The sequence below is a fragment of the Micromonospora sp. PLK6-60 genome, assembly GCF_019890675.1.
In the GTDB taxonomy this organism is placed as follows: domain Bacteria; phylum Actinomycetota; class Actinomycetes; order Mycobacteriales; family Micromonosporaceae; genus Micromonospora.
In genome coordinates, this window is record NZ_JAIOAA010000003.1 from 471,234 (window position 1) to 492,763 (window position 21,530).

Genomic DNA, 21,530 nt, shown 5'->3' on the forward strand with positions numbered 1-21,530 from the left:
AGGCCGTCGATGCCCCGGCCCGTTGCCCGCCCGGTTCTCACCGCCGCCCTGGCCGCCTCGCTGGCCGCCGCGCCGGCCAGCGCCGCGCCGGCCGCTCCGCCCGCCTGCGCCAACCCACTCGCCCCGGCCCGCACGGTCACCGATCGGCCGTGGCCACAGCAACGGTACGCCCCGGAGCGGCTCGCGCCGCTCGCCACCGGCGCCGGGGTGACCGTGGCCGTGGTCGACTCCGGGGTCGACGGGCGGCACCCGCAGCTCGCCGGCCGGGTGCTGGCCGGCACCGACCTGCTGGACTCCGGCGGCGACGGCCGGCGGGACTGCGCCGGGCACGGCACCGGGGTGGCGAGCGTCATCGCCGCCGGGCCGGTCGCCGGGGTGGCCTTCCGGGGGTTGGCGCCGGACGCCCGCATCCTGCCGGTGCGGGTCAGTGAGCAGCAGGTGGTCGACGGACGGGAGGCGGGGCGTACGGTCGGCGCGGCCGAGTTCGCCCGCGCCATCCGCTGGGCGGTGGACCACGGCGCGGACGTGCTGAACCTCTCCGTCGTGCTCTACGCCGACCACCCGGCGGTGCGGGCCGCGGTCGACCACGCCCGGGACCGGGACGTGGTGCTGGTGGCCGCCGCCGGCAACCTGCACGACAGCGGGGACCCCCGGCCCTACCCGGCGGCGTACGAGGGGGTGCTCGGGGTGGGCGCGATCGGGGCCGACGGCTCCCGGTCGGCGTTCTCCCAGACCGGCTCGTACGTCGACCTGGTCGCCCCGGGTGGCGAGGTGCTGACCGCCGCCCCCGGTCAGGGTCACCTGGTGGCGGAGGGAACAAGCTATGCCGCGCCCTTCGTGGCGGCCACCGCCGCGCTGCTGCGGGAATATCACCCGGACTGGAGCGCGGCGCAGGTGACCCGGCGGATCCTGGCCACCGCCGACCCGGCCCCGGGCGACGGCCGGCGGGGCGGCTACGGCGCCGGGGTGTTGAACCCGTACCGGGCGGTCACCGAGACCGGCCCCGGGCCGGCCCGGCCGGCCGGTGCCGCCGGCGCGCTGCCGCTCGACCGAGCCGACCCGGCGGCGACGGCGCAACGGGAGCGCCGGGAGACCGCGCGGCACCGCGCGGTGCTGGTGGCACTGGTCGCCGGGGCGGCCGTGCTGGCGGTGGTGCTGCTGGCCGTGGTGCTGCCCCGGGGCGCCCGCCGCCGCTGGCGACCCGCCGGGTCGGCCTGAGCCGACCCGGCGACACCGGCGGCCGCACCACCTCCGGTGCCCGCCGCCCCGCCACCGCTCGCTCCGCCACCGGGCGGTGCGCGGCGGCGCCGGGCGCGCACCCGCCCCGCGCCGCCGCACGACGTTCACTGGAAGAGATTGGCGTTCCGCTTCTCGGTGTCGAGATAGTCGGACGCGGAGTCGTCCACCGCGAGCTTGATGTCCCGCAGCATGGCCTGGAGATCCTGCGAGGCCGAGCGCCAGCGGGCCTGCCGCTGCTCGTACGCCTGACGGGCCTCGCCGGACCAGCTCGCCACGAGTGGCGCGGCGTCCCGTTCCAGCTGCCCGAGCTGGCTGTCCAGGGTATTCAACGCCTTCTGGATGTCCGCGCCGGCCTGTTGGAGCGCGGCGAAGTTGACGACCAGCACGCCGTCGTTCATCGGTGTTCCCTCCCCGTACGGTCAGAGCGGCAGCTGGATGCCGCCGCGATTGGTGGCGGCGACCCGGCCCGACGCCTCGCTGTCGGAGACGTCGTACTGCCGGCCGGCGGTGCGGATGGCGGTGGCGGTCTCCCGCAGCGCCCGGTGCAACGCGGCCTGGTCCTGCGACCACTGCTGCTTGACCTGCTCGAACGAGCGTCCGCCCGCGCCCCGCCAGGCCTGCTGCAACACCTCCAGCTCGGCCATCAGGCTGCTGAGCATGCTCTGCAGTGACTGGTCCACCTGCTCGAACTTCGCGGCGGTCTGCTGCATGACCACTGCTTCCGCCTGGGTCTCGGCCATCCGTCACCTCATCTCTCGGTAGTTGTCCTCGCGGCCACCGTCCTGACCGGAGGGTCGCCGGCCGTCGCCGGCGCCCGGCCGCCGGCCGGTCGCCGAAACTCGTCGCTGACGGTAGCCGTCCTGTCGCCTTTCTGCTACCCCCGTGGGCTCTCCTGTGGACAATGCGTGTCCCCGCGGTGACCCTCGCGGCCCTACGATGGGCCGCACCGGGGCGGCGCGGCGCGGGCGGCACCCACCGACCCCGCCGCCGGCCCCACCACCCTGCCCGGCGGGAGCGGAGGAGACACGGTGACGGCGACCATGGCCGGGGGACCGGCACCGGCACCGGCGCGGCAGCCCCTGCCACCACTGTGGATGCCGGCCGGCCGGCGGCGCCGGCCGCGGCTGCGCGCCGGCCAGGTCGCTGTCGGGCAGGTGGCGGTCGCCCTGCCGCTGGCGGTCGTCGGCCGGGGCGGCGCGGTCCTGGTGGCGGCCGGCGTCACCGCCGGGCTGCTGACCGCCGCCGTCGCCGGGCGGTGGCGCGGTCGCTGGCTCTTCGAGTGGCTCGCGGTGGGCCTGAGCCACCTGCTCCGGCGGCGGACCCTGGCCCGGGCGGACGGACCGGCCGGCCTGCTCGACCTGGTCGCCCCGGGCGCGGTCGTCCACCCGGTGGAGCTGGCCGGCGGGCCGGCCGCGGTGCTGGACGACCCGACCGGGTTGACCGCCGTGCTGGAGGTGGGCGACCCGGGCGACCTGCTGGGCGGCGGCCCCCGGGCGCTGCCGGCACCGGCGGCGCTGCTGCCCGCGGCCCCGCCGGACGGCCCGCCGGTCTGCGTCCAGCTCCTGCTGGTCGCGGCGCCGGCACCCGGTCCGTCGGTCGCCGGCGGCACCGCCGGCACGTCCTACCGGCAGCTCACCGACGGGCGGCTGGCCGGGTGGACCCGGGCGGTGCTCGCGGTCCGGGTGCTGCGGGTCGACGGCTGGTCGGACGAGGATCTGCGCCGGGCCCTCTCCGGCACGGTCCGCCGGATCGCCCGGCGGCTCGGACCGTCGACCGCCCGCCCGCTGGGCGAAGCCGCCGTGCTGCGCGCCGTCGCGGAGTTCGCCCACCTCGACGACGCCCGGCCGGCCCGAGAGTCGTGGCAGGCGGTACGCACCGGCGAGCTGTTGCAGTGCAGTCTGCGGGTACGGCCGTCGGCCGCGCCGACCTGGGCGCACCTGGTGTCCCGGCTGCTGGCGACGCCGGCCACCGCCACCACCGTGTCGATCTGCGCCGGGCCGGGCACCGGCGCCGAGGCGGGCCCGGCGCCCAGCGGGATCACCGTACGGCTGGCCGGCCCGACCTCGGCGCAGCTGGCCGCCGCCGTGCAGTCGGTGCGGCTCTCCGCCGAGGCGCTCGGTGCGGGGGTGCGCCGGCTCGACGGCGAACAGCTGGCCGGGTTGGCCGCCACGCTCCCGCTGGCCGCCCTGCCCGGCGCTCCCGGCCCGGACGGCGCGGACGGCCCGGCGGAGCTGACGGTGGACGACGCCGGGTTGATGGTCGGCGCCAACCGGCACGGCGGCGCGGTGACCGTGCGGTTGTTCCGGCCGGAGGCGACCCGGGTGATGCTGGTCGGCGGGCTGCGCGCGGCGCAGCTGCTGACCGTCCGCGCGATGGCGCTCGGCGCCGCGGTGGTGGTGCAGACCGCTCGGCCCCGGGCCTGGGAGCCGTTCGTCCGGGGCGTCGCCGCGCCGGCCGGCGCGATCCCGGTGCTGCCGCCCGGGCGCCCGGTGGGCGACGCTGCCGGCACGTCCCTGCGGCCGCTGCTGCTGGTGCTGGACGTGGGGCCGGTGCCGGCCGAGCCGGCGCCCGGTCCGCCGTGGCGGTCCACCCTGGTCGTCCGCGACGAGCTGACCGCGGCGGACGTCGACGCGCTGGCCCGGGCCGACCTGGCGGTGCTGCAACCGCTGACCTCGGCGGAGGCGGGGCTGGCCGGCACGGCGCTCGGCCTGGGCGGCTCGGCGGAGTGGCTGACCCGGATCCGGGAGGACATGGTCGCGGTGGTGAACCGGCGGGCGCTGCGCTGGGCGCTGCTCTCCCCGACCCCGATCGAGTCCCAGGTGATCGGCCGACCGGTCCGACGCTGACCGGCCCGGCGCTGATCGGCCCCACGCCGGCCGGTCGCCCAGCGGTGTTAAGAGGGGGCCCCTCCTATACAAAATGCGTTAACAGGGGCCCCCTCCTTTCCGGCAAGGTCCGTGGCACGATGCCGGCCATGGGTTTTCTGAAGGGAATTCTGATCCGGCTGGCGGCGACGGCGTTCGCCTTCTGGCTGGCCACGTTGCTCATCCCCGGCATCTCGCTGGACTCCTCGTCGGCCACCGAGACCGTCACCGCCCTGGTGCTCGTCGCGGTGATCTTCGGTGTGGTCAACGCCGTCCTCCAGCCGATCATCAAGACCGTCGGCTGCGGCTTCTACCTGCTCACCCTCGGATTGATCGCGCTGGTGGTGAACGGCCTGCTCTTCCTGCTCACCAGCTGGATCGCCGGACAGGCCGGGCTGCCGTTCCACGTGGACGGCTTCTGGCCGGCCGCGGTGCTCGGCGCGCTCTTCGTCAGCCTGGTCACCTGGATCCTCGGCGCGGTGCTGGACCGCGACTGAGCACCGGCCCGGCCGGCCGTCCCCGGGCGGGGGCGGCCGGCCGGAGCCGCCGGTCCAGCGATCGGGAATTGGCCGGCGAGGGTGGGGGACGGCGGCGCTAGCGTGATCGGCGTGCTCACCCTGACCCGCGCCGACGGCTACCAGCTCAGCACCGACCCCGGCCGCCTCGATCTCGATCTGGTGCACCACTGGCTCAGCACCGACGCGTACTGGGCGCTCGGGCGGGACCGGGCGACGGTCGAGCGGGCCTTCGCCGGCTCCGTCGGGTTCGGCGTCTACCGGCCCGGCGACGGCGGGCAGGTGGCGGTCGCCCGGGTGGTCACCGACGGGGCCACCTTCGCCTGGCTCTGCGACGTCTACGTGGACCGCGCCGAGCGGGGCCACGGGCTGGGCAGCTGGCTCGCCGCGGCGGCCCGCGACCACCTCGCCACCCTGGGCGTACGGCGGATCCTGCTGGCCACCGTCGACGCCCACGGGGTGTACGCGAAGCTCGGCTTCGGCCCGATCGTCGCGGACCGCTACCTGGAGCTGGACCAGCGCGAGAAAGCTCCGGTGAGTCACCTCACCGGAAAGGAGCAAAACCCCGATTCGCCACTTACGGTGGAGGCGTGAACCAGCTCCGTCTCGGCTACCTGTACGGCGTCGGCGCGTACCTGCTCTGGGGTTTCTTCCCGCTCTACCTGAAGCTGCTGCGCCCGGCCGGGCCGGTGGAGATCCTCGCCCACCGGGTGGTCTGGTCGGTGCTCTTCGTGGCGCTGCTGCTCGCCGCCGCCCGCAACATCGGCTTCCTGCGCGCGCTGGCCCGCCGGCCCCGGGCGCTGGCCGGGATCGGCGCGGCCGCCGTGCTGATCGGCATCAACTGGGGTACCTACATCTACGGGGTCAACTCCGACCGGGTGGTGGAGACCGCGCTCGGCTACTTCATCAACCCCCTCGTGGTGGTGCTGCTCGGGGTGTTCGTGCTGCACGAGCGGCTGCGCCCCGGGCAGTGGGCGGCGCTCGGCGTCGGGCTGGTGGCGGTGCTGGTGCTGACCGTCGACTACGGCCGGCTGCCCTACCTGGCGCTCACCCTAGCCTTCAGCTTCGCCGGGTACGGGCTGGTCAAGAAGCGGCTCGGGCTGCCCGCCACGGAGGGCCTCTTCGTCGAGTCGGCGGCGCTGGCCCTGCCGGCGCTGGCCTACCTGGGCTGGCTGGCGCAGCGCGGCGACGCGACCTTCGGGCACGTCTCCGCGGCGCACACCGGGCTGCTGGTGCTGGCCGGGGCGGCCACCGCGATCCCGCTGCTGCTCTTCGCCGGCGCGGCGAACCGGCTGCCGCTGAGCAGCCTGGGCATGATCCAGTACCTGGCGCCGATCCTCCAGCTCGGCTGCGGCGTGCTGATCTTCCACGAGCCGATGCCGCCCGCCCGGCTGGCCGGCTTCGCCCTGGTCTGGGTGGCGCTGATCGTCTTCACCGCCGACGCGGTCCGCCACGCCCGGCGCACCCGGGCCGACGCCCGCCGCGTACCGGCCCCGGTGCCCGCCGCCCGCTGACCCCGGTCAGTCCACGTCGTAGGCGAGCACCGGCGTGCCGTCCGCCCGGGTCAGCTCCAGGCGGACCAGCTCCGCGCCGGTGAACCGGGTCGCGCCGGACAGGCGCAGGTCGTCGCCGGGAGCGGCCAGCCACGACCCGAGCTGCTCGGTCTGGCCGTCCGGGCCGTGCGCCACCAGCCGGAAGGCGTACGCCTTGTGGTAGCCGGCGGTGGCGTCGTACCCGCAGCGCATGGTGACCTCGGTGCCCCACCGGGTGCCGGTCAGCCCGATCTCGGCGCGCACCGGCGCCCCCGCCGCCACCGGCGTCATCGCCACCATCCGCACCGGCGCGGCGGCCGGCGGCGACGCCGCCGGGGGCAGCAGGCCGGCCACGGTCACCCCGGCCACCAGCGCCAGCGCCGCGGCGACCAGCCCGGTCAGCGCGTACCGGCGGCGGATGCCGGACCGCTCCCGGCGCCGGCGCTCGGACGCGGCGGCGAGCAGCGCGGGCACCCTCGTGTCCTCCGCCGCCGGCAGGAACTCCGCCAGCGCCGCCGCGTCGAGCCGGCCCAGCAGCCCCGGCAGCACGGCGATCTCGGCGACCGCCTCCCGGCAGGCCGCGCAGCGGGTCAGGTGCCGCTCATAGGCGGCCCGCTCGCCGGGGGTCAGGGCGCCCAGCACGTACGCGCCGTCGTCGTGCGCGAACTCGCAGCGGGTCATCCGGTCACCCCCATCTCGGCCAGGACCAGCCGCAACGAACGCAGGGCGTAGTGGGTGCGGGACTTCACGGTGCCCGGCGGCACGCCGAGCCGGGCGGCGGCCTCGGCCACCGACCGTCCCTGGTAGAAGCATTCCACCAGCACGTCCCGGTGGGTGGGACTGAGCCGGCTCAGCGCCTCCGCGACGGTCCACGCCTCCACCGCGCGTTCCGCCTCGTCGACCACGCCCGGCTGGTCGGGCAGCTGGTCGGTGAACACCTCGCCGGGCCGGTTGGACCGGCGGCGCCAGGCGTCGATGGCCAGGTTCCGGGCGGTGGTGAAGAGCCAGGCGCGCACCGAGCCGCGCCGCGGGTCCAGCGACTCCGGGTGCCGCCAGGCCCGCAGCAACGTCTCCTGCACCAGGTCCTCGGCCCGCGGCCGGTCCCCGTTGACCAGCCGCAGGGCGTAGCCGAAGAGCGCCTCCGCGTGCTCGTCGTGCAGCGCGCGCAGCAGCTGGGCGTCGTGGTCGCTGATGGCGGTCTCCCTCGCTCTCGGCGGCGAGTCCGGCGGTGGGGTCCGCTCCTGCATACGTACGGCGACGCCGTTCGGTTCATCCGCAGCTCGCGGCGCAGGTGTTCACGCCCGGTTCACGCACCCGCCGGTCCCCGCTCACCGCACCCTGGCAGCGTCCGGCCGGTACGCGCGCGGGTGAACCCGGCGTGCTCACCACGTCTTCTCAGGAGGCCACTGCCCATGAGCGACCGTCCCCGGCTGCTCCCGCTGCTCGGCACCAACCGCCGGCACGGCAGCCGCGACGCGATGACCTGTCTGTACCGGTGCGGCAACGCCTGCGACCACCCGGTACCGAACTCCTCCGACAACCCGTACTTCGGCGACCTGGTCGACGCGGAGGTCTCCCGGCGCGGGGTGGTCCGGGCCGGCGCGGTCGGCGCCCTGGTCCTGGGCTTCGGTGGCGCCGCCGCCGGTGCGCTGGCCGGCGCCGCTCCGGCCGGCGCGGCGCCCGCCGCGCCGCAGGGCGGCCCGGCCGGTCCGGGCGGGGTCGGCACCGGTGCGCTGACCTTCAGCCCGATCCCGCCGAACAAGCTCGACAACCTGGTGGTGCCGAACGGCTACGACCACGCCGTGGTCATCAAGTGGGGCGACCCGGTCGTCCCCGGTGCCCCGGCGTTCGACCTGCACGACCAGACCGCCGCCGCGCAGGCCCGGCAGTTCGGCTACAACAACGACTTCGTCGGGGTGCTGCCGATCGACCGGAAGCGGGCGCTGCTCGTGGTCAACCACGAGTACACCAACGAGGACCTGATGTTCCCCGGCTTCACCGGCCTGGACGCGCTCTCCGTGGAGCAGCTGCGGGTGGCGATGGCCGCGCACGGCATGTCCGTGGTGGAGCTGGAGCGGGTGGAGAGCACCGGGCAGTGGCGGCCGGTCCGCAACGGCCGCCGCTACAACCGGCGGGTCACCGCCCTGGCCACGAAGTTCGAGCTGACCGGCCCGGCCGCCGGCGCGGACTGGCTGCGCACCGCCGCCGACCCCAAGGGCCGTACGGTGATCGGCACGTTGAACAACTGCGCGGGCGGGGTCACCCCGTGGGGCACGGTGCTCTCCGGCGAGGAGAACTTCAACCAGTACTTCGTCGGCGGCGACGGCGCGCCCGCCGAGCTGAAGCCGAAGCTTTCCCGGTACGGCATCCCCACCGACGTGCGCTACCCGAGCGGCAGCCGCAAGTGGGAGCGGGCCGACGAGCGCTTCGACCTGGCGAAGCACCCCAACGAGGCGCACCGCTTCGGGTGGATCGTCGAGATCGACCCCTTCGACCCGGACAGCAAGCCGCGCAAGCACACCGCGCTGGGCCGGTTCAAGCACGAGGGCGCGAACGTCATCGTGGCGAAGAACGGCCACGTCGTGGCGTACATGGGTGACGACGAGCGGTTCGACTACCTGTACAAGTTCGTCTCGGACAAGAAGTTCCTGCCGGGCAACTCGGCGGTGGCCCGCCGGCACAACCTGACCCTGCTGGAGTCCGGCACGCTCTACGTCGCCCGGCTGGCCGGGAACAGCGCCGCCGAGATCGACGGCAGCGGCAAGCTGCCCTCCGACGGCGCGTTCGACGGGCGCGGCGAGTGGATCAAGCTGGTCAGCGGCAACCGCTCGTACGTGGACGGGATGACCGCCGCCGAGGTGCTCACCTTCACCCGGCTCGCCGGGGACAAGGTGGGCGCGACCAAGATGGACCGGCCGGAGGACGTCGAGCCGAGCCTGCTCACCGGCAAGGTGTACGTGGCGCTGACCAACAACAGCAACCGGGGCGTCGGCAGCAACCCGAAGGCCGACGAGGCCAACCCGCGCACCGCCAACCGGCACGGGCAGATCCTCGAACTGGTCGAGGACCGGGGCGACAACACCGCCGAGTCGTTCGGCTGGTCGCTGCCGATCGTCTGCGGCGACCCGGCCGACCCGGCCACCCACTTCGCCGGGTACGACAAGACCAGGGTCTCCCCCATCTCCTGCCCGGACAACGTCGCCTTCGACGCCACCGGCAACCTCTGGATCTCGACCGACGGCAACGCGCTGGGCAGCAACGACGGACTCTTCGCCACCGCCGTGGACGGCCCGGAGCGGGGCCACCTGAAGCAGTTCCTCACCGTGCCGCTGGGCGCGGAGACCTGCGGCCCGTTCATCACCGGGGACAACCGCTCGGTCTTCGTGGCCGTGCAGCACCCCGGCGAGATCACCGGCGCGTCGGTGGAGAAGCCGGCCTCGACCTGGCCGGACGGCGACTACGCCAAGCCGGGCGTGGTGGTCGCCTGGCGGCTCGACGGCGGCCCGATCGGCAGCTGACCCTCCTCGGCGGTCCGGCGCTGGACCGCCGCCCGGGGCCCTTTCCCAGCCGGGGGAAGGGCCCCTCGGCGTTCCGGCGTCTCCGGCCGCCCGGTGCCGCGCCGTGGGGTGCCGCGCCGCCCGGCGGCGCGTCTTCGGCCCACCCGCGCCGGGCCACCGCCGACCGGGCGGGCGTGTCACGGGCGGCGCGCCGCGGGGTGCCGCGACCGCGGCGTCAGTTCTCCGCGGCGACCGCGTCGGCGACGCTGCGCGCGACGGTGAGCAGCTTCGCCCGGACCACCCGGGCGGAGGTCATCATCTCGCCGGCCGGCAGCGCGCAGGCGAGCACCAGCCGGCGTTCCAGGTCCTTGTCCGGGGTGACCAGCACCGCGGCGCAGGCCACGCCCTGCCGGAACTGCCCCAGCTCCAACTGCATGCCGCGCCGGTCGCCCGCCGCCAGGTCCGCCTCGAAGGCGTCGGCGGCGGTCAGGGTGGCGGTGGTGAACGGCCGCATGCCGTACTCCCGCAGGTAGCGCAGCCGCTGGTCGGGGGTGAGGGTGGCGAGCAGGGCCTTGCCCAGCGCGGTGGCGTGCGCGCCCTCGTCGAAGCCGGGGACCAGATCCTCCAGGTACGGCGAGCGGGGCCCCTCGGCGGTCGCGGTGATCGCCACCTGCCCGCCCACGAAGCGGCCGAGGAAGTGGCTGTAGCCGGTCTCCCCGGCGGCCCGGCGCAGCGACTCCCCGACCGGGGCCGGCCCCCGGAACGCGGTGACCAGCTCGCGGTAGCGGTCGGCGATCTCCATCCCGACGATGTACGTGCCGTCCTCCCGGCGGATCACGTAGCCCTCGTAGGCCAGGGTGCGGACCAGGTGGTAGGTGGTGGCGACGGTCAGCTCACAGCGCCGGGCGATCTGCTTCACGGTGAGCCCTCTGGGCGCGCGGCCGACCGACTCGAGCACGCGTAGCGCGCGGGACACACTCCGGATCAGGTCCGAAGGTTCCGCCAAGGGGTCGCGCACAACCACCTCCGCCGCCGGGGACTTACACCATATGAAATGCGGGCCCCGTGCGAAATGCCTGTTCGGGTCGAGGATGCCAGATCGTCGCCCACAGCGCGTGCGGCGACGGACACGATGCGTTGTCCGCGACGGGCGGCGTAGGTTTGCCGAATCATGACCGACACCGCTCTCGCCGCCCCGCCCCGGTCCGCGCCACCCCGCCCGGTACGGGCCGCCGCCGGCGCCACCGCCGTCACCATCGCCTGCGTCCTCCCGGTCTTCCTGGTCGGTGGCCTGGCCGTGCAGATGGGCCGGGAACTGCGCTTCAATCCCACCGGCCTGGGGCTGGCCGTCTCGATCTACTTCGGGATCAGCGCGCTCGCCTCGGTGCCCTCGGGACGGCTGGTGGAGCGGTTCGGTCCGGCGCCGGTGGCCCGCGCCGGCATCCTGCTCTCCGCCGGGGCGCTGCTGGCGGTGGCGGGGCTGGCCCGGTCGTACCCGGTCCTGGTGGTCCTGCTCGGGCTCAGCGCCGCCGCCAACGCGCTGGGCCAACTGGCCAGCAACGCCGCCTTGGCCGAGCGTGTGCCGGCCCGCCGGCAGGGGCTGTCGTTCGGGGTGAAGCAGGCCGCCATCCCGGTCTCCACCCTGCTGGCCGGGGCCGCCGTGCCGGCCGTCGCGCTGACCGTCGGCTGGCGCTGGGCGTTCGTCGCCGCCGCCGGGGCCGCCCTGGCCGCGCTGCCGGCCGTACCGGCCGGGGCCCGACCGGCGAACACCCGCCGGGCCACCCGGGGGGCCGGCGGCCGGGCGACCCTGCCCCTGCTGGTGGTCGGGGCCGCCGCCACCCTGGCCGCGGCAGCCGCGAACGCGCTGGGCACCTTCGTGGTCGACTCGTCGGTCGCCCGGGGCCTCGCGCCCGGGCTGGCCGGCCTCACCCTCACCCTGGGCAGTGCGGTCTGCGTGGCCGCCCGGGTCGGCGCCGGCTGGTTGGCCGACCGGCGGGCCGAGGGGCACGTGGCGCTGATCGCCGGCATGCTGGTGGTCGGCGCGGTCGGCCTGGGGCTGCTCGCGGTGGCCGGCCCGGTGCCGCTGGTGGCCGGCGTGGTGCTCGGCTTCGGGCTGGGCTGGGCCTGGCCCGGGCTGATGAACTTCGCGGTGGTCAAGCTCCACCCGCAGGCCCCGGCCGCCGCCACCTCGATCACCCAGACCGGGGTGTACGCGGGCGGCTGCCTCGGCCCGCTCGGCCTGGGCGCCGCCGCCACCCACCTCGACTACCCCACGATGTGGCTGCTAGCCGCCGCCGCCATGCTCCTGGCCGCCACCCTCATGCTCACGGCCAACCGCCTCCTCACGCGCTGACCCCCCGACCAGCGGCGTTGATCATGAAGTTTGCGTCGGCCGCACCGGTGTGGCCTGACGCAAACTTCATGATCAACGCATGAGGGGTCAGCTGGTGCGGTCGGCGATGTAGTCGCAGAGGGATTCGAGGGCGCGGCGGGACGGGCCGGGTGGGAGCGGGGCCAGTTGGGCGCGGGCGTCCTCGGCGTAGCTGCGGACGGTTTCGCGGGCGCGCTTGAGGGCCGGGGACTCGCGGAGCAGGCCGAGCGCCTCGGCGTGCAGCGCGTCGTCGACCAGCGGGCCGGTCGCCAGCAGCTCCCGCAGCCGTACCCCCGCCGCGTCGGCGTCGTCCGAGGCCAGGGCGTAGAGCACCGGCAGGGTCGGCACGCCCTCCCGCAGGTCGGTGCCGGGCGTCTTGCCGGACTGCATCGACTCGGAGGCGATGTCGAGCAGGTCGTCGGAGAGCTGGAAGGCCACCCCGATCGTCTCGCCGTAGCCGGCCAGGGCCTCGACGTGCGCGGGGGAAGCTCCGCCGAACATGCCGCCGAACCGGATCGAGGTGGCGATCAGCGAACCGGTCTTCTCGGCGATCACGTGCAGGTAGTGGGCGACCGGGTCGGTGTCCCGCGGCCCGACGGTCTCGGCGATCTGGCCGTGCACCAGCCGGGCGAAGGTGCGGGCCTGGAGCCGCACGGCCTCGGGGCCCAGCTCGGCCGCGATGTCCGCGGCCCGGGCGAAGAGGTAGTCGCCGACCAGGATCGCCACCGAGTTGGTCCAGCGGGAGTTGGCGCTGGTGGCGCCCCGGCGCACCGCCGCCTCGTCCATCACGTCGTCGTGGTAGAGGGTGGCCAGGTGGGTGAGCTCCATCACCACCGCGGCGGGCACCACCTGCGCGGCGGACGGGTCGCCGAACTGCGCGCCCAGGGCGACCAGCAGCGGCCGGAACCGCTTCCCGCCGGCCTCCATCAGGTGCCGCGAGGCCTCGGTGACCAGCGGGTCGGCGCTGGCCACGCTCGCCCGCAGTTGGCCCTCGACGGCCTCCAGCAGGCCCAGCACGGACCGCTCGACGGCCGGGTCGGCGAGGTGCAGCCCGAGCGCGCCGAACTGACCCCTGGCCACCGGGCTCCGTCCCTCGCCGGAGCCGGTGGCACCTGAACGCTCGCCAGCCGGATTCGCCACGTCATCAACCATGCCACACCCGTTCGACCTGGCTTCGGACGGGGCGGACGGGCCGGGGGCCGGCACGCCATCGGCGTACCGGCCCCCGGCCTCGCGGACGTCCGTCATCGGACGAATTCGGCGGCACCGCTCGCCAGGTCCAGCAGCGGCGCCGGCGCCACGCCGAGGACCAGCGTGGCGGCCACGCCGATCATGAGCGCGGCGGCGGTCAGCCCACCCGGCACGGCGACCGTCGGGGTGGACTCGCCCGGCTCGGAGAGCCACATCATCACCACCACCCGCAGGTACGGGAAGGCCAGCACCATGCTGGTCAGCACGCCGGCCACCACCAGCCACGCCTGGTTCGCGTCCAGCGCCGGGGCGAAGATCGCGAACTTGCTGGTGAAACCGCTGGTCAGCGGGATACCGGCGAAGGCGAGCAGGATGAAGGTGAAGATCCCCGCGAAGAACGGCGAACGCCGGCCCAGCCCCGCCCAGCGGGACAGGTGGGTGGCCTCCCCGTCGGCGTCCCGGACCAGGGTCACCACCGCGAACGCGGCGAGCACCGAGAAGCCGTACGCGACCAGATAGAACATCGTGCCGGAGAGCCCGTCCTTGCTCGGCGCGAGCACGCCCACCAGCAGGTAACCGGCGTTCGCGATCGACGAGTACGCCAGCAGCCGCTTGATGTCGGTCTGGGTCACCGCGAGCACCGCGCCGACCAGCATCGTCAGCACCGCCACCGCGCCGATCACCGGGGTGAAGTCCCAGGCCGCCCCGCCGAACGCGACGTGGAACACCCGCAGCAGCGCGCCGAACGCGGCGACCTTGGTGCAGGCGGCCATGAAGCCGGTCACCGGGGTCGGCGCGCCCTGGTAGACGTCCGGCGTCCAGACGTGGAACGGCGCCGCGGCGGCCTTGAAGAGCAGGCCGATGGAGAGCAGCGCGATGCCGGCGAAGAGCAGCAGCGGGCTGGCCGGCGAGCCGCTGACCGCCGCGTGCACGGTGGCGAAGTCGACGCCGGCCGACCGGCCCGGGGTGCCGGCGGTGAAGCCGTACACCAGGGCCACGCCGAACAGGAAGAACGCCGATGCGTACGCGCCGAGCAGGAAGTACTTCATCGACGCCTCCTGGCTCAGCAGCCGGCGGCGACGGGCCAGCGCGCAGAGCAGGTACAGCGGCAGCGAGAAGACCTCGAGCGCGATGAACATGGTCAGCAGGTCGTTCGCCGACACGAAGATCAGCATGCCGCCGATGGCGAAGGTGGTCAGCGGGTAGACCTCGGTGGCGCCACTCGCGCCCTCCGCCTGCCGGCGGTCGTCGGCCGACTCGGCGGTGACCGCGGCCTGGGCCACGAAGTATCCGCCCCGCTCCACCGACCGCTCGCCGATCAGCAGCAGCGCCATCGCGGCCAGGATCAGGATCGCGCCCTGGAGGAACAGGGTCGGCCCGTCCACCGCGATCGCCCCGCCGATCGTGACCAGCCGGGTGTCGGCGTGGACGACCACCATGGCCAGCGCGGCGAAGACCGCCGCCAGGGCGAGCAGCAGCTGCGTCCAGTGCCGGAGCCGCCGGGGCACGAACGCCTCGACCAGCACGCCGAGCAACGCCGCACCCAGCATGATCAGGATCGGGGCGATCGCGCCGTACTCGATCGACGGCAACTTCAGCTCGGTCACTGTACCGACCTTTCGTTCGCGACTGCGGGGCTCACTCGCTCCGCTCGTTCACTCCTCGCGCTCACCGCTGGGCCTCCTGGACGCTGCCGACCTCGGGAGCCGGGTCGGTCTTGCCGACGTCCTGCATGGTCGCCTGGACGGCGGGGTTGATCACGTCGGTGACCGGCTTCGGATAGAAGCCGAGCAGCACGATCAGTGCGATCAGCGGCGCGACCACCAGCTTCTCGCGCAGGTTCAGGTCGCGGCGCATCCCCTCGACCTCGGTCAGCGCCGGGTTCAGCGTGCCCTGGGTGGTGCGCTGCACCATCCACAGCACGTACGCGGCGGCCAGGATGATGCCCAGCGTGGCGATCACCGCGACCGGCTTGTTGACCGTGAAGGTGCCGATCAGCACCAGGAACTCGGAGATGAACGGCGCGGTGCCGGGCAGCGCCAGCGACGCCAGACCGGCGAAGAAGAGCACGCCGGCCAGCAGCGGCACCAGCTTGCCCGCGCCGCCGAAGTCGCTGATCATCGCCGAGCCGCGCCGGGCGATCAGCATGCCCACCACCAGGAAGAGCAGACCGGTGGCCAGCCCGTGGTTGAGCATGTAGAGCACCGCGCCGGTGCCGGCCTGGGTGGTGAAGGCGAAGATGCCCACCCCGATGAAGCCGAAGTGCGCGATCGAGGTGTACGACACCAGCCGCTTCAGGTCGTTCTGGCCGACCGCCAGCAACGCGGCGTAGATGATGCCGATCACGCCGAGCGCCAGCGCCCACGGTGCGAACCAGCGGGCCGCCTCCGGGAACAGCGGCAGGCAGTAGCGCAGGATGCCGAAGGTGCCGACCTTGTCCAGCACGCCGACCAGCAGCGCCGCCGCGCCGGCCGGGGCCGCGCCACCGGCGTCCGGCAGCCAGGTGTGGAACGGGAAGAACGGCGCCTTGATGGCGAACGCGATGAAGAAGCCGAGGAACAGCCAGCGGGCGGTGCCGGTGGAGATGTCCGCGTTGACCAGCTCGGCCCAGTCGAAGGTGCGGCCGCCGACCACCCAGAGGCCGATCACCGCGGCCAGCATGAACAGGCCGCCGACCAGCGAGTAGAGGAAGAACTTCACCGCCGCGTACTGCCGCTGGTGGCCGCCGTAGCTGCCGATGAGGAAGTACATCGGGACGAGCATGACCTCGAAGAACACATAGAACAGGAAGACGTCGGCGGCGGCGAAGACGCCGATCATCGTGCACTCGAGGACGAGCAGCAGGGCGAAGTAGACCGGCACCGAGCGCTTGGACGACTCGGCGTCGTGCCAGGACGCCAGGATCACCAGCGGCACCAGGATCGCGATCAGCATCAGCATGACCAGCGCGATGCCGTCCGCCGCGAAGGTGAACCGGACGCCCCAGGTCGGAATCCACGGGTACGACTCGCGGAACTGGAACCGGTCGCCGCCGGCGGAGAAGGCGATCCACATGACCACCGACAGCACCAGCACCAGCAGCGACCAGCCGAACGCCACCAGCTTGGCCAGGTCCGGGTTGCGCCGCGGCAGCAGGGCCACGACCAGGGCACCGACCAGCGGCAGCACGGTCAGCACCGAGAGGAACGGGAAGTTGGACATTATGCGGCCTTACCTCCGTCGTGACTGCGCGGTCCGCCGGCGGGGGCGGCCGTAAAGAGGTCGATCACGCCAGCCACCCCGCCTGCACCGCCAGGAACGCCGCCACCACCAGCAGCGCGCCGGCCAGGATGGAGGTCGCGTACGACCGGACGAAGCCGGTCTGCAGCCGCCGGAGCCGGCCCGAACCACCGCCGACCCCCGCGGCGAGGCCGTTGACCAGCCCGTCCACGCCCCGGTTGTCGAGGTAGACGAGCGCCCGGGTGAGGAAGATGCCCGGCTTCTCGAAGACCGCCTCGTTGACGGCGTCGGTGTAGAGGTTGCGCCGGGCCGCGGTGACCAGCACCCCGGCCGGCTGCGGCGCGGTGGCGGTGCCGTTGCGGAACAGCATCCAGGCCAGCCCCGCGCCGAGCACGGTGACCAGCAGCGAGAGCACGGTGATCACGGCGTGCGAGAGCACCGCCTCGTGCGCCGCCTCCTGGCCGCCCAGCCCTGCCGTGGCCTCCAGCCACTTGGGCACCGGGCCCGCCATGAGCGCACCCGCGCCGACCGAACCGATCGCCAGCAGGATCAGCGGGATGGTCATCAGCTTCGGCGACTCGTGCGGGTGCTCGATGTCCTCGGTCCAGCGGGCCGGGCCGTGGAAGGTGAGCACGAACAGCCGGGTCATGTAGAACGCGGTGAGCCCGGCGCCGAGCAGCGCCGCCAGGCCGAACAGCCAGGCCGTCCAGCCCTCCCGCTCGAACGCGGCCACGATGATCGGCTCCTTGGAGAAGAAGCCGGAGAAGGGGAACATGCCGATGATGGCCAGCCAGCCCATCATGAAGGTCAGCCAGGTGACCTTCATGTACTTCGACAGGTTGCCGAAGCGGCGGATGTCCACCTGGTCGTTCATCCCGTGCATCACCGAGCCGGCGCCCAGGAACATGTTGGCCTTGAAGAAGCCGTGCGCCAGCAGGTGCACGATGGCCAGCGCGTACGCCGCGCCGCCCAGGCCGACGCCGAGGAACATGTAACCGATCTGGCTCACCGTCGACCAGGCCAGCACCCGCTTGATGTCGTCCTTGGCCGCGCCGATGACGCAGCCGATCAGCAGGGTGAGCGCACCGACGCTGACCACCACGAGCTGGAGCGTCGCGTTGGCCGAGAAGATCGGGTTGGACCGGGCGATCAGGTAGACGCCCGCGGTGACCATGGTGGCCGCGTGGATGAGCGCCGACACCGGGGTCGGGCCCTCCATGGCGTCCGGCAGCCACGCCTGGAGCGGGAACTGGCCGGACTTACCGGTGGCCCCGAGCAGCAGGAGCAGGCCCAGCACCAGCACCGTGCCGCCGGCCAGCCCGCTGATCCCGTTGAACACCTCGTCGTACTGGGTGGTGCCCAGGGTGGCGAACATGATGAAGATGCCGATCGCCAGGCCGGCGTCGCCGACCCGGTTCATCAGGAACGCCTTCTTGCCGGCGGTGGCGGCGCTCGGCCGCTCGTACCAGAAGGAGATCAGCAGGTACGACGCCAGACCGACGCCCTCCCAGCCGAAGTAGAGCATCACGTAGTTGTTGCCGAGCACCAGCAGCAGCATGGCCGCGACGAACAGGTTGAAGTACCCGAAGAACCGGCGCCGGCCCTCGTCGTGCGCCATGTACTCCACCGCGTACAGGTGGATCAGGAAACCCACCCCGGTGATCAGCAGGACGAAGACCGCGGCCAGCGGGTCGAAGAGCAACCCGAAGTCCACCTTGAGGTCGCCGACCACGATGAACTGCCAGAGGCTGCGCTCGACGGACTTGTTTTCCAGGCCGCGCAGCTGGAAGAAGTAGGTGAGGCCGAGCACGAAGGCGGCGCCGACCGCGCCCACCCCGAGCCAGTGCCCCCACCGGTCGGCGCGCCGGCCGAGCAGCAGCAGGATCGCCGCGCTGACCAGCGGGATCGCGACCAGCAGCCAGACGCTGCCGAGCAGCCCCGTGGCCTGCGCGTATTCCACAGTCTGTTCCACTGGGGCCCCTTAGTACTTCAGCAGGTTGGCGTCGTCGACGCTCGCCGAGCGCCGAGTCCGGAAGATCGACATGATGATCGCGAGGCCGACCACGACCTCCGCCGCCGCCACCACCATCACGAAGAACGCCATGATCTGGCCGTTCAGGTCGCCGTTGATCCGGCTGAAGGTGACAAGCGTGAGGTTGGCGGCGTTGAGCATCAGCTCGACGCACATGAACAGCACGATCGCGTTGCGCCGGATCAGCACCCCGGCCGCGCCGATGGTGAACAGCACCGCGGCGAGCACCAGGTAGTAGTCGGGAGTCACCGCTGAGCCCGCCTTTCGTTCGCGACTGCGGGGCTCCGCTCCGCTGCACTCCTCGCGCTCACCGCTCGGTCCCCTTCAGTGTGGTCTCCTCGGCGGTCAGCTCGCGCACCGGCAGGATGTCCGGGGTGCTGCGCTCGGTCAGCCGGCCGTCGGGCAGGCGGGCCGGGGTGGCCACCGAGGACGAGGTGGCGAAGACGCCCGGGCCGGGCTTCGGGCCGGGGTAGTTGCCGGGGCGGAACCGGGCCTTCATGGTGGCGACCTGGTCCATCCGGTCCTCCTTGCGCCGCTCGACGTGCGCCAGCACCATCGCGCCGACCGCCGCCGTGATCAGCAGGGCGGAGGTCAGTTCGAAGGCGAGGACGTACTTGGTGAACAGCAGCCGGGCGATGCCCTGCACGTTCCCCTCGGCGTTCGCCTCGTCCAGGCCGACCGCCTGTACGCCCTCCAGCGCGCGGTAGAGGCCGCCGCCGACCAGGCCGGCGAAGCCGAGCCCGAGCACGATCGCGGCGATCCGCTGCCCGCGCAGCGTCTCGATCAGCGAGTCCGACGCGTCCCGGCCGACCAGCATCAGCACGAACAGGAACAGCATCATGATCGCGCCGGTGTAGACGATGATCTGCACCATGCCGATGAACGGCCCGGCCTGGAGCACGTAGAACACGCCCAGGCAGAGCATGGTGAGCACCAGCCAGAGCGCCGAGTGCACGGCGTTGCGGGCGACGATCATCCCGATCGCGCCGAGCAGGGCGAGCGGGGCGAGGATCCAGAAGGTCACCGCCTCGCCGGTGGACACCGATGTCGCCGCGGCGGCGAGCACCGTCTGCGTGGTCATGCTTCCTCTCCCTTGCCCGCGGCGGCCCGCTGGGCGGCCTGCTCGGCGCCGGGGAAGGTCACCCCGGGGTGCTCCTCGACCCGGTACCCGCTGCCCGGGGTCATCGTGGAGCGCTCGGCGCCGGCCGAGGTCCCCGGGTTGGTCAGCGACCCGACGTAGTAGTCCTTCTCGCTGTCACCGAGGAACATCGGGTGCGGCGGCTGCTCCATCCCGGGCAGCAGCGGCGCGAGCAGCTGCTCCTTGGTGAAGATCAGGTCCTGCCGGTTGTCCCGGGCCAGCTCGTACTCGTTGCTCATGGTGAGCGAACGGGTCGGGCAGGCCTCGATGCAGAGCCCGCAGAAGATGCACCGGGCGTAGTTGATCTGGTAGACGCTGGCGTACCGCTCACCCGGCGAGAAGCGCTGCTCGTCGGTGTTGTCGCCACCCTCCACGTAGATCGCGTCCGCCGGGCAGGCCCAGGCGCACAGCTCGCAGCCGATGCACTTCTCCAGCCCGTCCGGGTGCCGGTTGAGGATGTGCCGCCCGTGGTACCGGGGGGCCGGCGTCGGCGGCTTGAACGGGTAGTCGGTGGTGACGACCTTCTTGAACATGTGCGAGAAGGTGACCCCGAAGCCCTTGAACGTTCCGGTGATCGCGCCCACGTCACACCTCCCTGGAGTCCGGGCCGGCGGCGACGTTGGCCGGCTCCCGCTCGGCGACCACGCGCTTGGTGCGCGGGCTCGGTGGAACCTGCAGGTCCATCGGGGGCAGCGGGTAGCTGCCGTGCGGCCGGTTGTTGACCTGCTCCTGCACCGTCGGCTTCGGCGCCTTCTTCCGGCTCGGCCACAGCAGCGTGGCCAGCAGCAGCACGCCGGCGCCGATGGCGGTGACGAGCAGCCGGTCCCGGGACTCCCAGTCCTCGATCGAGCGCAGCCCGGCGAGCACCAGGATCCAGACCAGGTTGATCGGCAGCAGGACCTTCCAGCCCAGCCGCATGAACTGGTCGTAGCGCAGCCGGGGCAGCGTGCCGCGAAGCCACACGAAGACGAAGACCAGCGCGATCACCTTGCCGAAGAACCACAGCATCGGCCACCAACCGGAGTTGGCGCCCTCCCAGATGGTGATCGGCCAGGGCGCGCGCCAGCCGCCGAGGAAGAGCGTCACGGTGACCGCGGACATGGTCACCATGGCGACGTACTCGGAGAGCATGAAGAGCGCGAACTTCAGCGAGCTGTATTCCGTCATGAAGCCGGCGACCAGCTCGGACTCCGCCTCGGGCAGGTCGAACGGGGCCCGGTTCGTCTCACCGACGATGGCGATGAAGAAGATGATGAAGCTCGGCAGCAGCAGGATCGCGTACCAGCCCGGGGCCGGGATCTCGGTGCCGAGCACGGTCAGCCGGGTGGCGTCCCCCTGCTTGGCGACGATCCCGCTGGTGGACATCGTGCCGGCGGTCATGAAGACCGCCACGATGCTCAACCCCATCGCGACCTCGTACGAGATCATCTGGGCGCTGGAGCGCAGGCCGCCCAGCAGCGGGTAGGTCGAGCCGGAGGCCCAGCCGCCGAGCACGATGCCGTAGACGGCCAGCGAGGAGCAGGCCAGCAGCACCAGCACCGCCACCGACACGTCGGTCACCTGCAACGGCGTCCGGTGGCCGAAGATGCTCACCATCGGGCCGAACGGGATGACGGAGAGCGCGGTGACCGCGCAGACCACCGAGATGACCGGCGCGAAGAAGTAGACGACCTTGTCCGCGGCCTTCGGGAGGATGTCCTCCTTGAAGGCCATCTTCAGCCCGTCGGCGAGGGTCTGCAGCAGGCCGAACGGGCCGACCTGGTTCGGGCCGGGCCGGACCTGCATGAAGCCGACCACCCGCCGCTCGAACCAGACGCCGAGCAGCGTGGCCAGCAGGCCGAAGACGAAGGCGAACACGATCTTGATGAGGACCAGCCACCACGGATCCTTGCCGAAGTCGGCAAGCGTCGGGTCCTGCGCCGCGAGGTACAT

General features: G+C 73.3%; 20 protein-coding genes. 7 read left to right on the forward strand and 13 right to left on the reverse strand.

What is annotated here, in order from left to right; all coding sequences use genetic code 11:
• The first annotated feature begins 9 nt into the window (after positions 1–9).
• A complete protein-coding gene (gene mycP, locus K7640_RS08505) occupies positions 10–1,218 on the forward strand; it encodes a type VII secretion-associated serine protease mycosin (protein ID WP_222954148.1) in 1,209 nt (402 codons plus the stop codon).
• A gap of 125 nt (positions 1,219–1,343) precedes the next feature.
• On the opposite strand, the gene K7640_RS08510 is transcribed toward mycP, so the two are convergent.
• Both K7640_RS08510 and K7640_RS08515 read right to left on the reverse strand, forming a co-directional pair.
• Positions 1,344–1,637 (reverse strand): WXG100 family type VII secretion target, encoded by a 294-nt coding sequence (locus K7640_RS08510; RefSeq protein WP_222954149.1) that lies wholly within the window; start codon positions 1,635–1,637, stop codon positions 1,344–1,346.
• A gap of 21 nt (positions 1,638–1,658) precedes the next feature.
• The gene (locus K7640_RS08515; RefSeq protein WP_222954150.1) at positions 1,659–1,979 is read right to left on the reverse strand and encodes a WXG100 family type VII secretion target; all 321 of its coding nucleotides are present in this window, start codon (positions 1,977–1,979) and stop codon (positions 1,659–1,661) included.
• Between the two features lie 288 nt (positions 1,980–2,267).
• On the opposite strand from K7640_RS08515, the gene eccE reads away from it, so the two are divergent.
• The 4 genes from eccE (at position 2,268) to rarD (ending at position 6,132) form a co-directional block, all read left to right on the forward strand.
• Complete coding sequence (gene eccE, locus K7640_RS08520; protein ID WP_308042488.1) at positions 2,268–4,085, forward strand: type VII secretion protein EccE; 1,818 nt, start codon at positions 2,268–2,270, stop codon at positions 4,083–4,085.
• A gap of 128 nt (positions 4,086–4,213) precedes the next feature.
• The gene (locus tag K7640_RS08525; RefSeq protein ID WP_222954151.1) at positions 4,214–4,600 is read left to right on the forward strand and encodes a phage holin family protein; all 387 of its coding nucleotides are present in this window, start codon (positions 4,214–4,216) and stop codon (positions 4,598–4,600) included.
• A 111-nt stretch (positions 4,601–4,711) separates the two neighbouring features.
• Positions 4,712–5,212 carry a GNAT family N-acetyltransferase gene (locus K7640_RS08530; RefSeq protein WP_222954152.1) on the forward strand — a complete coding sequence of 167 codons (501 nt, stop codon included), beginning with the start codon at positions 4,712–4,714 and terminating at the stop codon, positions 5,210–5,212.
• Positions 5,209–6,132, forward strand: a complete 924-nt coding sequence (gene rarD, locus K7640_RS08535) for an EamA family transporter RarD (RefSeq protein WP_222954153.1) — start codon at positions 5,209–5,211, stop codon at positions 6,130–6,132. Before K7640_RS08530 ends, rarD begins: the two co-directional genes overlap by 4 nt.
• Before the next feature lie 6 nt (positions 6,133–6,138).
• Here rarD and K7640_RS08540 read toward each other — a convergent pair whose 3' ends face one another.
• Positions 6,139–6,831 (reverse strand): anti-sigma factor, encoded by a 693-nt coding sequence (locus K7640_RS08540; protein ID WP_222954154.1) that lies wholly within the window; start codon positions 6,829–6,831, stop codon positions 6,139–6,141.
• Positions 6,828–7,322 carry a sigma-70 family RNA polymerase sigma factor gene (locus K7640_RS08545; protein WP_374198075.1) on the reverse strand — a complete coding sequence of 165 codons (495 nt, stop codon included), beginning with the start codon at positions 7,320–7,322 and terminating at the stop codon, positions 6,828–6,830. Before K7640_RS08545 ends, K7640_RS08540 begins: the two co-directional genes overlap by 4 nt.
• A gap of 240 nt (positions 7,323–7,562) precedes the next feature.
• On the opposite strand from K7640_RS08545, the gene K7640_RS08550 reads away from it, so the two are divergent.
• On the forward strand, positions 7,563–9,668 hold the full coding sequence (locus tag K7640_RS08550) for a PhoX family phosphatase (RefSeq protein WP_222954155.1): 2,106 nt from the start codon (positions 7,563–7,565) through the stop codon (positions 9,666–9,668).
• A 214-nt stretch (positions 9,669–9,882) separates the two neighbouring features.
• Here K7640_RS08550 and K7640_RS08555 read toward each other — a convergent pair whose 3' ends face one another.
• Positions 9,883–10,665, reverse strand: a complete 783-nt coding sequence (locus K7640_RS08555) for an IclR family transcriptional regulator (protein WP_222954156.1) — start codon at positions 10,663–10,665, stop codon at positions 9,883–9,885.
• A gap of 153 nt (positions 10,666–10,818) precedes the next feature.
• Here K7640_RS08555 and K7640_RS08560 point away from each other — a divergent pair, with 153 nt between their 5' ends.
• Positions 10,819–12,000, forward strand: a complete 1,182-nt coding sequence (locus K7640_RS08560) for an MFS transporter (RefSeq protein WP_222954157.1) — start codon at positions 10,819–10,821, stop codon at positions 11,998–12,000.
• A gap of 87 nt (positions 12,001–12,087) precedes the next feature.
• Here the strand turns inward: K7640_RS08560 and K7640_RS08565 are convergent, their stop codons facing one another.
• The 8 genes from K7640_RS08565 to nuoH all read right to left on the reverse strand — a co-directional run bounded on the left by K7640_RS08565 (position 12,088) and on the right by nuoH (position 21,530).
• Positions 12,088–13,170, reverse strand: coding sequence for a polyprenyl synthetase family protein (locus tag K7640_RS08565; protein ID WP_222954158.1), 1,083 nt, complete (start codon positions 13,168–13,170; stop codon positions 12,088–12,090).
• 92 nt (positions 13,171–13,262) lie between these two features.
• Positions 13,263–14,816: an NADH-quinone oxidoreductase subunit NuoN gene (gene nuoN, locus K7640_RS08570; RefSeq protein WP_222954159.1), complete on the reverse strand. Its 1,554-nt coding sequence runs from the start codon at positions 14,814–14,816 to the stop codon at positions 13,263–13,265.
• Positions 14,817–14,877: 61 nt separating this feature from the next.
• On the reverse strand, positions 14,878–16,410 hold the full coding sequence (locus K7640_RS08575) for an NADH-quinone oxidoreductase subunit M (protein WP_222954160.1): 1,533 nt from the start codon (positions 16,408–16,410) through the stop codon (positions 14,878–14,880).
• Positions 16,411–16,474: 64 nt separating this feature from the next.
• On the reverse strand, positions 16,475–18,400 hold the full coding sequence (gene nuoL, locus K7640_RS08580; protein WP_222954161.1) for an NADH-quinone oxidoreductase subunit L: 1,926 nt from the start codon (positions 18,398–18,400) through the stop codon (positions 16,475–16,477).
• A gap of 9 nt (positions 18,401–18,409) precedes the next feature.
• On the reverse strand, positions 18,410–18,709 hold the full coding sequence (gene nuoK, locus K7640_RS08585) for an NADH-quinone oxidoreductase subunit NuoK (RefSeq protein WP_222954162.1): 300 nt from the start codon (positions 18,707–18,709) through the stop codon (positions 18,410–18,412).
• A gap of 58 nt (positions 18,710–18,767) precedes the next feature.
• Positions 18,768–19,541: an NADH-quinone oxidoreductase subunit J gene (locus tag K7640_RS08590; RefSeq protein ID WP_222954163.1), complete on the reverse strand. Its 774-nt coding sequence runs from the start codon at positions 19,539–19,541 to the stop codon at positions 18,768–18,770.
• Positions 19,538–20,182, reverse strand: a complete 645-nt coding sequence (gene nuoI, locus K7640_RS08595; protein ID WP_222954164.1) for an NADH-quinone oxidoreductase subunit NuoI — start codon at positions 20,180–20,182, stop codon at positions 19,538–19,540. The genes K7640_RS08590 and nuoI overlap by 4 nt, the downstream gene beginning before the upstream one ends.
• Position 20,183: 1 nt before the next feature.
• The gene (gene nuoH, locus K7640_RS08600) at positions 20,184–21,530 is read right to left on the reverse strand and encodes an NADH-quinone oxidoreductase subunit NuoH (RefSeq protein WP_222954360.1); all 1,347 of its coding nucleotides are present in this window, start codon (positions 21,528–21,530) and stop codon (positions 20,184–20,186) included.

Excerpts from the sequence above, each read along its gene's own strand:
- nuoH (WP_222954360.1), bottom strand. The coding sequence starts at position 21,530 with ATGTACCTCGCGGCGCAGGACCCGACGCTTGCCGACTTCGGCAAGGAT.
- K7640_RS08560 (WP_222954157.1), top strand. The coding sequence starts at position 10,819 with ATGACCGACACCGCTCTCGCCGCCCCGCCCCGGTCCGCGCCACCCCGC.
- K7640_RS08510 (WP_222954149.1), bottom strand. The coding sequence starts at position 1,637 with ATGAACGACGGCGTGCTGGTCGTCAACTTCGCCGCGCTCCAACAGGCC.
- K7640_RS08565 (WP_222954158.1), bottom strand. The coding sequence starts at position 13,170 with ATGGTTGATGACGTGGCGAATCCGGCTGGCGAGCGTTCAGGTGCCACC.
- mycP (WP_222954148.1), top strand. The coding sequence starts at position 10 with ATGCCCCGGCCCGTTGCCCGCCCGGTTCTCACCGCCGCCCTGGCCGCC.
- K7640_RS08540 (WP_222954154.1), bottom strand. The coding sequence starts at position 6,831 with ATGACCCGCTGCGAGTTCGCGCACGACGACGGCGCGTACGTGCTGGGC.
- K7640_RS08550 (WP_222954155.1), top strand. The coding sequence starts at position 7,563 with ATGAGCGACCGTCCCCGGCTGCTCCCGCTGCTCGGCACCAACCGCCGG.
- K7640_RS08590 (WP_222954163.1), bottom strand. The coding sequence starts at position 19,541 with ATGACCACGCAGACGGTGCTCGCCGCCGCGGCGACATCGGTGTCCACC.
- K7640_RS08525 (WP_222954151.1), top strand. The coding sequence starts at position 4,214 with ATGGGTTTTCTGAAGGGAATTCTGATCCGGCTGGCGGCGACGGCGTTC.
- K7640_RS08575 (WP_222954160.1), bottom strand. The coding sequence starts at position 16,410 with ATGTCCAACTTCCCGTTCCTCTCGGTGCTGACCGTGCTGCCGCTGGTC.
- K7640_RS08515 (WP_222954150.1), bottom strand. The coding sequence starts at position 1,979 with ATGGCCGAGACCCAGGCGGAAGCAGTGGTCATGCAGCAGACCGCCGCG.